General features: G+C 72.5%; 13 protein-coding genes and 1 riboswitch. Of the genes, 5 read left to right on the top strand and 8 right to left on the bottom strand.

Translation table 11 applies throughout. The features are described from left to right. The first annotated feature begins 131 nt into the window (after positions 1–131). From ACLIN4_RS25640 to ACLIN4_RS25620, 5 genes are all read left to right on the top strand, one after another. Positions 132–914: an ABC transporter ATP-binding protein gene (locus ACLIN4_RS25640; RefSeq protein WP_107476594.1), complete on the top strand. Its 783-nt coding sequence runs from the start codon at positions 132–134 to the stop codon at positions 912–914. Beyond that, positions 896–2,314: a hypothetical protein gene (locus tag ACLIN4_RS25635; protein ID WP_411576266.1), complete on the top strand. Its 1,419-nt coding sequence runs from the start codon at positions 896–898 to the stop codon at positions 2,312–2,314. Before ACLIN4_RS25640 ends, ACLIN4_RS25635 begins: the two co-directional genes overlap by 19 nt. A gap of 148 nt (positions 2,315–2,462) precedes the next feature. Further along, the gene (locus ACLIN4_RS25630; RefSeq protein ID WP_107476592.1) at positions 2,463–2,870 is read left to right on the top strand and encodes a VOC family protein; all 408 of its coding nucleotides are present in this window, start codon (positions 2,463–2,465) and stop codon (positions 2,868–2,870) included. Positions 2,871–2,896: 26 nt separating this feature from the next. Further along, positions 2,897–4,036, top strand: coding sequence for an LOG family protein (locus tag ACLIN4_RS25625; RefSeq protein WP_107476591.1), 1,140 nt, complete (start codon positions 2,897–2,899; stop codon positions 4,034–4,036). Between the two features lie 156 nt (positions 4,037–4,192). Beyond that, on the top strand, positions 4,193–4,915 hold the full coding sequence (locus ACLIN4_RS25620) for an LAETG motif-containing sortase-dependent surface protein (protein WP_107476590.1): 723 nt from the start codon (positions 4,193–4,195) through the stop codon (positions 4,913–4,915). 94 nt (positions 4,916–5,009) lie between these two features. Here the strand turns inward: ACLIN4_RS25620 and ACLIN4_RS25615 are convergent, their stop codons facing one another. The 8 genes from ACLIN4_RS25615 to pyrH all read right to left on the bottom strand — a co-directional run bounded on the left by ACLIN4_RS25615 (position 5,010) and on the right by pyrH (position 13,697). Next, complete coding sequence (locus ACLIN4_RS25615) at positions 5,010–5,810, bottom strand: maleylpyruvate isomerase family mycothiol-dependent enzyme (RefSeq protein ID WP_107476589.1); 801 nt, start codon at positions 5,808–5,810, stop codon at positions 5,010–5,012. 25 nt (positions 5,811–5,835) lie between these two features. Then, positions 5,836–6,864: an ABC transporter ATP-binding protein gene (locus ACLIN4_RS25610; protein WP_107476607.1), complete on the bottom strand. Its 1,029-nt coding sequence runs from the start codon at positions 6,862–6,864 to the stop codon at positions 5,836–5,838. 26 nt (positions 6,865–6,890) lie between these two features. Beyond that, the gene (locus tag ACLIN4_RS25605) at positions 6,891–8,570 is read right to left on the bottom strand and encodes an ABC transporter permease (protein WP_179342289.1); all 1,680 of its coding nucleotides are present in this window, start codon (positions 8,568–8,570) and stop codon (positions 6,891–6,893) included. After that, positions 8,546–9,631: a thiamine ABC transporter substrate-binding protein gene (locus ACLIN4_RS25600; protein ID WP_411576265.1), complete on the bottom strand. Its 1,086-nt coding sequence runs from the start codon at positions 9,629–9,631 to the stop codon at positions 8,546–8,548. Before ACLIN4_RS25600 ends, ACLIN4_RS25605 begins: the two co-directional genes overlap by 25 nt. Positions 9,632–9,710: 79 nt before the next feature. Beyond that, a riboswitch (TPP riboswitch) is annotated at positions 9,711–9,816 on the bottom strand. A gap of 49 nt (positions 9,817–9,865) precedes the next feature. Next, a complete protein-coding gene (rlmN, locus tag ACLIN4_RS25595) occupies positions 9,866–10,972 on the bottom strand; it encodes a 23S rRNA (adenine(2503)-C(2))-methyltransferase RlmN (RefSeq protein WP_107476586.1) in 1,107 nt (368 codons plus the stop codon). Between the two features lie 97 nt (positions 10,973–11,069). After that, positions 11,070–12,200 carry a phosphatidate cytidylyltransferase gene (locus tag ACLIN4_RS25590; protein ID WP_107476585.1) on the bottom strand — a complete coding sequence of 377 codons (1,131 nt, stop codon included), beginning with the start codon at positions 12,198–12,200 and terminating at the stop codon, positions 11,070–11,072. Next, positions 12,200–12,757: a ribosome recycling factor gene (gene frr / locus ACLIN4_RS25585; RefSeq protein ID WP_043383156.1), complete on the bottom strand. Its 558-nt coding sequence runs from the start codon at positions 12,755–12,757 to the stop codon at positions 12,200–12,202. The genes ACLIN4_RS25590 and frr overlap by 1 nt, the downstream gene beginning before the upstream one ends. Before the next feature lie 181 nt (positions 12,758–12,938). Next, positions 12,939–13,697: a UMP kinase gene (pyrH, locus tag ACLIN4_RS25580; protein ID WP_043379389.1), complete on the bottom strand. Its 759-nt coding sequence runs from the start codon at positions 13,695–13,697 to the stop codon at positions 12,939–12,941. Between the last annotated feature and the right edge of the window lie 22 nt (positions 13,698–13,719).

Genomic DNA, 13,719 nt, shown 5'->3' with positions numbered 1-13,719 from the left:
CGGGGCCGCGTGCTGTCCGGCCTCCCTCCGGCGGCTGCCTACGGTGCCCAGTGACCGATCGGCCCCGCCTTCCCTCGCCCGTACGGGGGACGCGAACGGGGAAACACGGATCAGAACCGAGGTGTACGCCCATGGAGGCTCCGCCGGACAACCACGTGCTCTGGGCCCGTGCCCTGCACTTCCAGCACCGGGACGGCTCCCCCGCGCTGCAAGGAGTGTCGGTCGGCGTCCGCGAGGGCGAGATCCTCGCCGTGAGCGGCCCGCGCGGCAGCGGGAAGACCACGCTGCTGCGGTGCCTGTCCGGCATGGTCCGGCCCCAGGAGGGCGAGGTCTGGTTCAACGGTGCGCCGGTGCACGGCATGGGCCCGCTCAAGCGGGAGCGACTGCGCCGTGACCGCTTCGGCTGGATCGACCCCGCCCCGGTGCTCGTCCCGGAGCTCAGCGCATGGGAGAACGCCGCCCTGCCCCTCATGCTGCGCGGCACCGGGCGGCGCCGGGCCAAGACCGCCGCCATGGAGTGGCTGGACCGTCTCGACGTCGGCGGCGCGACGGCCCGTCGGCGACCGCACGAACTCCAGCACGCCGAACGGCAGCGCGTGTGCATCGCCCGCGCGCTCGCCGTCGCCCCCGCGGTGCTGTTCGCCGACGAGCCCACCGCGCCGCTGCACCGCGCCGACCGCGCGCACGTCCTGCGCACGCTGACCACGGCGGCCCGCTCGCACGGCATCACCGTCCTGCTCGCCACGCACGACGCGCGGACCGCGGCCCTCGCGGACCGCACGGTGGCGCTGCTGGACGGACGGCGGGTGCGGACCGTGCATCTGCCGCCGGTCGCGGAGGCCGCGGTGGCCGCCGGCGGAACGTCCGGCACCTCCGGAACGGAAGGCCGGGCGGCGTGCTCGCTCTCCGCCTGACCCGCGCCGCCCGCCTCGCCGTCCAACTGCGCCGCCTGCTGGTCGCGGTGGCGTCGGCGGGCACGGGCTTCCTGCTGCTGTGCGCCCTCGGCCACGCGCTGACCCACCCGGAGGCGCCCGGCGCCTCCGCCCTCCGCCTGGCCTGGTGCGCGGCGCCGCTGGCCGCCACGGTGTACCTCGCCGTCGCCGTGGCCCGCACCGACCCCGGCACCCGGCCGCGCCCGGGGCTGTCCGCCATCGGCCTGGGCCCCGGCCGGCTGATGGCGGTCTCGGCGACGACCACGGCCCTGTCCGCGGCGCTCGGCTCGGTGGCGGCGCTGCTCGTCTTCCTCCAGCTGCGCGGCGACCTGACGGGCGCGCCCGCCGACGGCGCCATGACCGAGGCCCTGGCTCTCGGCCAGCGCCTTCCCGCCCCCGCGGTGGTGACCCTGCTGACGCTGGTACCGGCCGCCGCCTCGGCCGCCGTGGCCCTGAACCTCCGGCCCCGCGCCCCCCGCCCCGCTCCCTCCGCCGGCTCGCGCCGCTACGGCCGCTTCGGGGCGTACGGCTGGGGCGCGGCCCGCGAGACCTTCGGCACGTACGGCCGCTACGGCGCCCGGCTGGCGCCGGCATCATCGGCCTCCGCATCGGCCTCCGCATCGGCATCGGCATCGGCATCGGCATCGGCCCAGCTTGCGGACGGTCGTGCCGCCGGGGCGGCACCGGTGGGCGGGGGCGGCACCCTGCTCACGCAGGCCAGTGACACCCCACCCCCAGCCACTGCGGACGGCACCCCGGCGACGCCCGACGCCGTGCCCGACCCCACGGCCACCCCCCGCCCCCACACCACCACCCTCCCCTGGGGCATCGCCGTACTCACCGCCGGCCTCGCCGTGGAGACCTACGCCGGAGACACGGCCACCCCCTCGACCACCCCCTCCGCGGCCGTCCTCGCCGGCTGGGCCCTCACCGCCCTGGGCCTCGCCCTCGCCGGCCCCGGCCTCACCCACCTCTGCGGCCGTCTGCTCCAGGCGGTCCGCCCCGGCGCCCTGCGCCTGCTCGCCGGCCGGGTCCTCATGGAGGAGTCGCACCGTATCGGCCGCCCCCTCGGCGTCGTCTGCTCCGTGGCCTCCGCCGCCTACGCGGCCGCCGCGCTGTACGACGCGGACGGACCGGACTTCGGCCCGCTGAGCACCCTCGGCGCCCTCGTCGTGGCCGGCTGCGCGGTGGCCACCCTCCTCACCGCCGCCGTAGAGGCCAAACACGACCGCACCGACACGACCGACGCCCTGCTCCGGCTGGGCGCGCCCCCGGCGACCCTGCGCGCCGCGGCGGCCGTACGCGCCGGCGCCCTGCTGGCCCTGTTCGGCCCGCTGACCCTGATCGTCGCCCAGTTGGCGTCGCTGCCGCTGGCCCGCTGACGGCCGGCGGCGGCACGCCGCCCGGGCTCCTGACCGGCACGGAAATTCTTCGAAGAAATCTCCGATCCGGCGATGAGTTCGGCGCGCTCCCCGCGTCTAACCTCTCGAACGGCACGACGACAGCAGGACACCGACGGGAGAGGCCCCCATGTACCAGCAGATGATCTTCGTGAACCTGGCCACCAACGACCTCGACGCCTCGAAGAAGTTCTTCACCGGGCTCGGCTACGAGATCAACGCCCAGTTCAGCGACGACACCACCGCGTCGATCCCGATCAGCGAGACCATCGTCGTGATGGTGCACACGCCGGAGAAGTACCGCCAGTTCACGAAGAAGGACATCGTGGACTCGACGAAGTCCAGCGAGGTGCTGATCGCGCTGAGCGCCGAGAGCCGCGCGAAGGTCGACGAGCTGGTCGACAAGGCGGTCGCGGCCGGCGGCTCGGTCTCCGGCGAGACCCAGGACCACGGCTTCATGTACGGCCGCGCCTTCGACGACGTCGACGGCCACACCTTCGAGGTCGTCTGGATGGACCCGGCGGCGGTCGAGGGCTGAGCCGAGCGCACGCCTAGCATGGGCGGGTGGATTCGACGACACCCGCCCAGCCCGACTTCCAGTCCCACCACGCCTCGCACGACCGGGAGATCGAGAGCCTCGCCGAGTTCGACAAGGTCGTCTCGGCACACGGCACGCTCGCCCACTACCGCGTCCAGGCCGTCGACCTGACGGACCGTACGGACGCCCTGATGTCCGCGGACCCCGCGGGCGCCGTCTTCCTCGGCTGCCCGATGGCCCCCGAGGCCGCCGCCCGGGTGGCCGCCGCGGGCGCCCTGGTCTTCCCGCCCATACCGGGCCTGCCCTTCGAGCCCTACCGGGCGCACGTCTACTCCCCGGTGGAGTTGTACGCCTCCCTCGACGAGGGCTACGACGCGACCCCGGACGCCCGCGCCTACGAGTGGTTCCAGCGGACCAAGGCGGACGGCGACGTGTTCGCCTCCATGCTGCGCGCGATCCACGACGACGCCGTCTCCGACGCGGTCGACGAACTCCTCGCCGGAGCCCGGGTGGTGGGCGTCATGGGCGGCCACGCCATGGCGCGCGGCACCAGCGCGTACGCGGGCGCCGCGCGCCTGGGCCGCGAACTGGCCCGCGCCGGCTTCACGGTGGCCACCGGGGGCGGCCCGGGGGCGATGGAGGCGGCCAACCTCGGCGCGTACGCGGCCCCGTTCGACGACGGGATGCTGGAGGACGCCCTGCTGCTCCTCTCCGAGGTCGCCTCCTTCACGCCGTCCATCGCCGACTGGGCGCGGTCCGCGTTCGAGGTGCGCGAACGCTGGCCCGGGGGCGGTGCCTCGGTCGGCATCCCGACCTGGTTCTACGGCCACGAGCCGCCCAACGCCTTCGCGGCCCACATCGCCAAGTACTTCGCCAACGCCACTCGCGAGGACGGCCTGCTGGCCCGCTCGAACGCGGGCGTGGTCTTCCTGCCGGGCGCCGCCGGAACCGTACAGGAGGTCTTCGACAACGCGACGCCGAACTACTACGAGTCGCGCGGCGAGCCGACGCCGATGGTGCTGGTGGACCGGGCGCACTGGACGGAGAAGCTGCCGGCGTGGCCGCTGCTGACCTCGCTCGCCGACGGGCGGACGATGGAGTCGAAGATCGCGCTGGTGGACCGGATCGAGGAGGCTCCCGAGGCGCTGAAACGTCTCGGCGGTTAATAAGACGGCAAAGCCAACACCCTTGACGGGCATACGCGTTGACACTTCTTACGGCCCGCTTATAGACCAGTGAGGCTCGTGGGTGTGCTGAGGCCGCGACATCGGGCGTCAGCACCCTCTCCACCCCCCGCATCCGCGCTTCCGTAAAGGACAAACGTGGCAGTCCTGTCCATAATCAGCCGTACGGCATCGCGCCGCAGCGTTCGCGCCCTCGGTGTGGCCTCCGCTTCGGTGGCCCTGGCGATCGGCGCCGCCGGCAACGCTCTCGCCTGCGACATCAGCGAGTTCTCCGCCGCCGCCGCGTGCGAGGGCGGCAAGGGCGTCATCACCGTCACCGACGTGGACCCCGCCGGCATCCCCGCCACCGTCACCGTGTACCTGCAGAACAACGGCGCCGACGCGAAGAAGGTCGGCGAGCAGGTGGTCAAGGGCTCGCGCGAAGGCACCACCATCTCCTTCACCGAGGACTGGCAGCCGAACGCCGAGTATCGCGTCCACGTCAAGGCCGACAAGTACGTCGACGAGGACATCAAGCCGAACCTCGTGACCCCGGCGACCGCCTGCGAGACGGAGGAAACGCCGTCCCCGACCCCGTCGGAGAACTCCCCCACCCCGACCGACACCCCGTCCGACGGGACGGAGACGCCGGCTCCGGCGCCCTCCACCTCGGCCCCGGCTCCGGCACAGAGCGAGAGCACCGCTCCGGCGGCCGTGCCGAGCAACGCCCCGTCCCCGGCGGCCGGCGAGTCCAACCTCGCCGAGACCGGCGCGAACTCCAACACCGGCGTCATCGCCGGCATCGCGGCGGCCCTGGTCCTCATCGGCGGCGGCGCGGTCTTCTTCGGCCTGCGCCGCCGCGGAGCGAGCAGCAAGGGCTGACGCGCCGCGGGACCGGCGGACCGTACGCCGGTACGCGAGATCAGTGGCCCGTCCCCGGCCGGGGGCGGGCCACCGCCGTGTCAGCTCCCCCGGATCACCCGAACGTCGCCTTCTCCAGCCAGAACTCCAGTAGCTTCCGGTCGCCGAGGACCTCCAGCCCGGGGGTGTCCAGCGGCAGCCGCCGGTAGAAGGCGAGCAGCACGTCCGTGAGCGGGCCGCGCAGCGCCACGTCCGCCCTCTCGTGGCCGCGGCGCCAGGCGACGCCCTCGTCGGGCAGCTCGATGAACCACTCGGCGTCCAGCTCGGCCGGTGTGTCGGTGGCGTGCAGGTGGATACTGGAGCCCGCCGCCCGCAGTTCCTTCGCCGGCCCGTCCGGAAGCACCCGCTGCACGAACTGCACGATCTGCAGCCACTCGTCGACGGCGTCGGCCGCCACCTCGGGGGCGACCGCCTCGAACCGCCGGCCCGCCGCGAGCGCCGCGTCCGCCCCGTGCACGACCAGTTCGTGCGTCATCCGGCGCGCCCAGAAGCCCGCCGTGTGATCACCGGCCCACGACCACGCGTGCGCGTCCGGGCCCGCCTCCCGCAGCGCGGCGACGACCACCTCACCGGACTCCCCCAGCCACGCGTCCAGGGCGGCCACGTCCCCCCGCGCACCGGGCCCCTCCGCACCCGGCACCCGGTCCACCGGGACGTCCTCCTCGGCGCGGGTCCCGACGATCAGTCCGGACCACCGCAGGGCCCGGCCCACGTGCCGCACCAGGTCCTCCAGGGACCAGTCCGGGCAGGTCGGCACGGTGGCGGCCGGATCGGCACCGGAGGTGAGGACGTCCCTCAACCGCCCCACCTGGCAGGCGATTTCGTCGCAGTAACGATCATGCGCAAGGAGTGTCATGCCCGTCACCCTACGAGCGGGGACATCACCCGAGCACCACGATTTCCGCCAGGTCGAACTCCACCCCGACCGTGTCCCCGACCTCCGGCGCGGACCGCAGCGCGCAGGCCGCCTCCAGGCGCGGGCCGTCCTCGGGCTGGAGGTGGACGGCGACGTGGGTGCCCCGGAAGGTGCGGGCGGTGACCGTGCAGCGCAGGCCCGCGTCGGCGGCCACCAGCCGCACTCCGGCAGGCCTCACGAGCAGGGTACGGGCGCCCTGCGGAGCGTCGTCGGGGACCGGCACCTTGCCCCACGGGGTGTCCGCGGCCTGCCCGGCGACGGTCGCGTCGACCACGTTGTCGAAGCCGAGGAAGCGGGCCACGAACGCGTCGGCGGGCCGCTGCCACACCTCCAGCGGCGTTCCCGACTGGGCGATCCGCCCGTCCCGCATCACCACGACCCGGTCGGCCAGCGCGAACGCCTCGCCCTGGTCGTGCGTCACCGCCAGCACGGTGGTGCCGAGCCGGCCGAACAGCTCCCGCAGCTCCACCACGAGCCGCTCCCGCAGCGAGCGGTCGAGCTGGCCCAGCGGCTCGTCCAGCATCAGCAGCCGCGGCCGGGGCGCGAGGGCGCGGGCCAGCGCCACCCGCTGCTGCTCGCCGCCGGAGAGCGCGGCGACGGACCGGCGGGCGGCGCCCGGCAGCCCGACCAGCTCCAGCAACTCCCCCACGCGCTCGTGCTGTTCGGCCCGGGACGCGCCCCGCATCCGGGGTCCGAAGGCGACGTTTCCCGCCACGTCCCGTTGCGGGAACAGCTGGTGGTCCTGGAACATCAGCCCGACCTCGCGCCGGTGCGCGGGCACCCCGGACTGGTCCCGCCCGTCCAGCGTCACCCGCCCGGCGTCCAGCGGCTGGAGCCCGGCGACCGCCCGCAGCAAGGTCGACTTGCCGCTGCCGCTGGGGCCGAGCACGCACACCACCTCGTGCTCGGCGACATCGAGGTCGACGGCGTCGAGCACGGCCCGCCCGCCGAAGCGGACGGTCGCGCCCTCGAGACTCAGCAGGCTCGGCGGCAGGCTGGTCGGCAGGCTCGGCGGCATGTCTAGAACTCCCCGCTCCGGTCGGTCCGCAGCCGCTCCAGCACCACCAGGGCCACGGCGCACACCAGCATCAGAATCGTCGAAAGGGCCATCGCCTGGCCGTAGTTCATCTCCCCGGGCCGCCCCAGCAGCCGTGCCACGGCCACCGGCAGCGTCGGGTTGTCGGGCCGCGCGATGAACACGGTCGCCCCGAACTCCCCGAGCGACACCGCGAACGCGAACCCGGCGGCGACCAGCAGCGCCCGCCGCACCATCGGCAGGTCCACCTCGCGCCACACCCGCCACGGCGACGCCCCGAGCACGGAGGCCGCCTCCCGCAGCCGTACGTCCACCGCCCGCAGCACCGGCAGCATGGTCCGTACGACGAAGGGGACGCCGACCAGCGCCTGCGCGAGCGGCACCAGGATCCAGGACTGGCGCAGGTCCAGCGGAGGCTCGTCCAGCGCGATCAGGAAGCCGAAGCCGACGGTCACGGCGGACACCCCGAGCGGCAGCATCAGCAGGGCGTCGAAGCCGCGCACGAAGCGGCCCGCGTCGCGCCGGGTGAGCGCGGCGGCGGCCAGTCCGCCGATCACCACGGCGATGGCGGTGGCGGCGACGGCGTACTGGAGGGAGTTGCCGACCGCCTCGATCGGCGGGACCAGGAAGGCGCCGCCGTCCGCGCGGGTCAGTGCCCGGTAGTAGCCGAAGCCGGGTGCGTCCAGCGACCGCTGGACCAGTACGGCGAGCGGCAGCAGGATCAGCCCGGCGACGGTGACCAGGACCCCGGCCAGCAGCATCCGCTGGCCGGTGCCGCGCGGGCGGCGCGCGGTCGTGGCCGCGTCCACCAGCCGCAGCGCCGTCTCCCGCCGCCGTACCGTCCAGGCGTGCACGGCGAGGACGGCGGCGACCGCGACGAACTGGACCAGCGTCAGTACGGCGGCCGTGGACAGGTCGAAGACCTGGGAGGTCTGCCGGTAGATCTCCACCTCCAGGGTCGAGAAGGCGGGCCCGCCGAGGATCTGGACGACGCCGAAGGAGGTGAAGGTGAACAGGAACACCATCAGCGCGGCGGCGGCCACGGCGGGCGCGAGCGCGGGCAGCGTCACCTGCCGCCAGGCGGCGAGGCGGGAGGCGCCGAGCATCCGCGCGGCCTCCTCCTGGCGCGGGTCGAGCTGCGCCCAGAGGCCGCCGACGGTGCGGACGACGACGGCGTAGTTGAAGAAGACGTGCGCGAGCAGGATCGCCCACACGGTGGTGTCCAGCCGCAGGCCCCACAGTTCGTCGAGCAGCCCGCCGCGGCCGACCAGCGCCAGGAACGCCGTGCCGACGACGACCGTCGGCAGCACGAACGGCACGGTCACCACGGCTCGCAGCACCTGTTTGCCGGGAAAATCGAGGCGGGCGAAGACGTAGGCGCCGGGCAGGGCGATCAGCAGGGTGAGCGCGGTGGAGGCCAGCGCCTGCCAGGTGGTGAACCACAGCACCTGCCGGACGTCGGACTGCCCGAGCACCTCCCCGACCCGCCCGAGCTGCCAGACCCCGTCGACCTTCAGCCCGCGCGCGACGATCGCGGCGACGGGGTAGGCGAAGAAGGCCGCGAAGAACGCGACGGGCACGGCCATCAGACCCAGCCGCGCCGCGCTCCCGCGCACGCTCCTCACCCGCTCCACCCGCTTCACCTCACTACGAGCGAGGTCCACGACTTGACCCACTGGTCGCGGTTGTCGGCGATCTTCGCCGGGTCCATGGTCCGGGGCTTCTCGGCCGGCGGCCCGAACTTCCGGAAGGACTCGGGGATCGCGGCGTCCTTGCGCACCGGATACACGAACATGTTGAGCGGCAGGTCCTCCTGGAACTGCTTGCTCAGCATGAAGTCGAGGAGCGCCTTGCCGCCCTCGGGGTTGCCGGCGTTGCTCAGCAGGCCCGCGTACTCGACCTGGCGGAAGCAGGTGCCCTGGGCGACACCCGTCGGCGCGGTGGCCGGCTGCGGGTCGGCGTAGATCACCTCGGCGGGCGGGGAGGAGGCGTAGGAGACGACCAGCGGGCGGTCGCCCTTGGCCTTCTTGCCGCCGGACGAGCCGGAGAACTCCTCGTTGTACGCCTGCTCCCAGCTGTCGACGACCTTGACGCCGTTGGCCTCGAGCTTCTTCCAGTAGTCCTGCCAGCCCTCGTCGCCGTACTCGGCGGCGGTGCCGAGCAGGAAGCCGAGGCCGGGGGAGGAACCGGCCGCGTTCTCGGTGACGAGCAGGTCCTTGTACTCGGGCTTGATCAGGTCGTCGAAGGAGTCCGGCGGGGTCAGCTTGTGCTCGCTGAAGTACGCCTTGTGGTAGTTGACGCAGATGTCGCCGGTGTCGACGGGCGTGACCCGGTGCTCGGTGTCGGTCCGGTACGCGGGGTCGACCTGGTCGAGGCCCTTCGCCTCGTGCGGCTGGAACAGCCCGTTGTCCAGCGCCCGCGACAGCAGCGTGTTGTCGACGCCGAAGAAGACGTCGCCCTGCGGGTTGTCCTTGGTGAGGATGGCCTTGTTGACGGCCTGCCCGGCGTCGCCGTCCTCCAGGACCTCGACCTTGTAGCCGGAGCTCTTCTCGAAGGCGGCGATGACGTCCTTCGACACGGCCCACGAGTTGTGGCTGACGAGGGTCACGGTCTTGGAGCCGCCGGACCCAGCGCCGTCCCCGTCGGACGACGACCCGCACGCGGCCAGGCCGCCGGCCATGCCCAGTCCTACGGCCAGGACGGTGATCTTCTTGGTGATGCTCACTGAATTCCTCCTGGGTGACCAGGAGAAGACGCGGCCCTGCCCGGAACCCCTGGCGAGGGTCCCGGGCAGGGCGCAACAGCTCGAGTGGTGACCGATCTCCCTACCCAGAATGACCTGGGCCAGGTTCGGAGGGTCTGCGGCCGGTGCCGCACTCTCAGCGCTGTGGCGCTCCCCTGTCGGAATATGAAGATGTGATGGCGTGATGACTATGAAGATGTACTGCCGCCGGTCAGGTTACCGCTCGCTCGCGGCGAGCTGACCGCACGCCCCGTCGATCTCCTGACCACGGGTGTCCCGGATCGTCACCGGCACACCGTGCGCCGCGATCGCCTCCACGAACGCCTTCTCGTCCTCGGGCCGCGAGGCGGTCCACTTGGAGCCGGGCGTCGGGTTGAGCGGGATGAGGTTGACGTGCACCGGCTTGCCCTTGAGCAGCCGTCCCAGCCGGTCACCGCGCCAGGCCTGGTCGTTGATGTCCCGGATCAGGGCGTACTCGATGGACAGCCGGCGCCCCGACTTCGCCGCGTACTCGAACCCGGCGTCCAGCACCTCACGCACCTTCCAGCGCGTGTTGACGGGGACGAGGGTGTCGCGCAGTTCGTCGTCGGGCGCGTGCAGCGAGATGGCGAGGCGGCACTTGAAGCCCTCGTCGGAGAAGCGGTTGATCGCCGGGACGAGGCCGACCGTGGAGACGGTGATGCCGCGCTGGGACAGGCCCAGCCCGTCCGGCTCGGGGTCGGTGAGGCGGCGGATGGCGCCCACGACGCGGTTGTAGTTGGCGAGGGGCTCACCCATGCCCATGAACACGATGTTGCTGAGCCGGGCCGGCCCCCCGGGGACCTCGCCGTCCCTGAGCGCCCGCATGCCGTCCACGATCTGGTGCACGATCTCGGCGGTCGACAGGTTCCGGTCCAGGCCGGCCTGGCCGGTGGCGCAGAACGGGCAGTTCATGCCGCAGCCCGCCTGGGAGCTGATGCACATGGTCACCCGGTCCGGGTAGCGCATCAGGACGGACTCGACGAGCGTCCCGTCGAACAGCTTCCACAGCGTCTTGCGGGTGGTGCCCTGGTCGGTCGACAGATGCCGCACGACCGACATCAGCTCGGGCAGCAGCGCCTCCCGGAGCCCCTCGCGGGACCCGGCAGGGATGTCGGTCCACTGCTCGGGGTCGTGCGCGTACCGCGCGAAGTAGTGCTGCGAGAGCTGCTTCGCACGGAACGGCTTCTCGCCGATGGCGGCGACGGCCTCCTTGCGCTCGGCGGGCGTGAGGTCGGCGAGGTGCCGCGGCGGCTTCTTGGCTCCGCGGGGGGCGACGAATGTGAGTTCTCCGGGCTTAGGCATGGCAGTACCAGTGTCGCAGACATACGGAGAGGGACCCGCCGCCCTGTGGACAGCGGGTCCCTCTCCGGAGAAACAGCAGGTCAGCCGAGCACAGCGGTCAGCCGGACCCGACGAAGATCACCAGCAGCAGCCACACCACCGGTGCCGTCGGCAGCAGGGAGTCCAGGCGGTCCATGATGCCGCCGTGGCCCGGCAGCAGCGTGCCCATGTCCTTGATGCCGAGGTCCCGCTTGATCATGGACTCGCCGAGGTCGCCCAGCGTGGCGCTGACCGCGACCGCGAGGCCCAGGAGCAGGCCCTGCCACCAGGTGCCGCCGTCGATCGCGAACTGCATGCACAGCGCGCCCGCCGCCATCGCGAAGGCGACGGCACCGAGCAGGCCCTCGCGGGTCTTGCCGGGGCTGATGCGCGGGGCGAGCTTGGTCTTGCCGAAGCGCCAGCCGACGGCGTACGCGCCGGTGTCGCTGACGACGGTCAGGAGCAGGAAGGTCAGGACGCGCCAGTGGCCGTCGTCCGCCATGAGCATCATGGTGACGAAGGTGGCCAGGAACGGCACGTAGAACGCGGCGAACAGCCCCGCCGTGACGTCCTTGAGATAGCCCTCCGGCGGCTCGGTCATCCGCCAGACGAGGACCGCCAGCGCCGTGAGCGCCATGGCGACCCACGCGCCCTCGGAGCCCCGTACGTATCCGGCGACGACCATCGCCGCGCCACCGATCGCGAGCGGCACGAGGGGCGCCTTGATGCCCTTGCGCTCCTGAAGCCGCTTGGTCAGCTCCCACAGGCCCACCACGACGGCGATCGCGACCACGCCGACGAAGACGGCCTTGACGACGAACAGCGACGCGACGATGACCGCGCCGAGTCCGACGCCGACCCCTATCGCGGCACCCAGGTCACGCCCCGCGCTCTTCTTCTGCGGCTGCGGCTCGGGCTGCGCCGGCTGCGGGGCGTCGGGCATGGGCTCCGGATTCCGCGGCGCCGCCGCATACGGCTGCGCCGACTGGCTGTCGTCGAACAGGGGACCGCTCAGCCGAGCGGCCCCCTGGTCGTCGTCCTGGTCTCCGCCGTGTTCGGGTACGTCGGGCACGATGGGCATGGGGCGAGTCTGCTGCGCGTAGTGCGCATCGTACGCGGGACCCGCCGGGGCAACCCCCTGGACAGATCCCCGGTCGGACGGCCCCCAGTACCCGGCTTGTGGCGGCGCTCCCCAGGAAGAGTCGTTCATCAGACCTCGAGCAGCTCCGCTTCCTTGTGCTTCAGGAGCTCGTCCACCTGGGCGACGTACTTGGCGGTGGTGTCGTCGAGCTCCTTCTCCGCACGGCGGCCCTCGTCCTCGCCGACCTCGCCGTCCTTGACCATCTTGTCGATGGCGTCCTTGGCCTTGCGGCGCACGGACCGGATCGAGACCTTGGCGTCCTCGCCCTTGGCCTTGGCGACCTTGATGTACTCGCGGCGGCGCTCCTCGGTCAGCTCGGGGAACACCACCCGGATGATGTTGCCGTCGTTGCTCGGGTTGACGCCCAGGTCGGAGTCGCGGATCGCCTGTTCGATGTTGCGCAGGGCGCTCTTGTCGAAGGGGGTCACCACGGCCATGCGCGGCTCGGGCACGGAGAACGAGGCCAGCTGGTTGATCGGCGTCAGCGCGCCGTAGTAGTCGGCCACGATCTTGTTGAACATCGCCGGGTGCGCACGGCCGGTGCGGATCGCGGCGAAGTCCTCCTTGGCGACCACGACGGCCTTCTCCATCTTCTCCTCGGCCTCGAGGAGGGTCTCTTCGATCACCACTTGCTCCTGCGTGTCTTGAGTAGGCCCGGCTGCGGTCCCCTGTCGGAGCTGCGGCCGGCTGCGTCGCGTTCTTCCTGCACGGTTCCCGACCGGCGGGACATTGTCCATCCCCCGGCCCGGTCCCGCCCCGTCCGTCCCCCGGACAGGTGGCGTCCGCGGACAGGGGGTGCTTCTCCGGTCAGTCCCGGCTGTCCTGGTCACCCACAAGCGTGCCGATCTTCTCACCCTTGACGGCGCGGGCGATATTGCCCTCCTTCAGCAGCTCGAAGACCACGATCGGGAGGCTGTTGTCGCGGCAGAGCGTGACGGCCGTCGCGTCGGCGACCTTCAGGTCGCGGGTGATGACCTCGCCGTAGCCGAGCGCGTCGAACTTCACGGCGTCCGGGTTGGTCTTCGGGTCGGAGTCGTAGACCCCGTCCACGCCGTTCTTGCCCATGAGCAGCGCCTCGGCGTCGATCTCGAGGGCGCGCTGGGCGGCGGTGGTGTCGGTGGAGAAGTAGGGCATGCCCATGCCCGCGCCGAAGATGACCACGCGGCCCTTCTCCAGGTGGCGCACGGCGCGCAGCGGGATGTACGGCTCGGCGACCTGGCCCATGGTGATGGCGGTCTGCACGCGGCAGTCGACGCCCTCCTTCTCCAGGAAGTCCTGGAGGGCCAGGCAGTTCATCACGGTGCCGAGCATGCCCATGTAGTCGGAGCGTGCCCGGTCCATGCCGCGCACCTGCAGCTCGGCGCCGCGGAAGAAGTTGCCGCCGCCGATGACGACGGCGATCTGGGCGCCGTCACGTACGACGGCCGCGATCTCGCGGGCGATGGCGTGCACCACGTCGGGGTCGACGCCCAGGCCCCCACCGCCGGAGAAGGCCTCTCCGGACAGCTTCAGCATGAAGCGGCCGCGTACTTTGCCGTCGTCGCTCTTCTCGGCATTGGTGGTCATGGAGATCTCGCCTCTTTACGTG

The organism is Streptomyces mutabilis (assembly GCF_046628145.1).
Lineage (GTDB): Bacteria > Actinomycetota > Actinomycetes > Streptomycetales > Streptomycetaceae > Streptomyces > Streptomyces mutabilis.
Note: the sequence above shows the minus strand (reverse complement) of the source record. Positions and strands in the feature narration are given on the sequence as shown.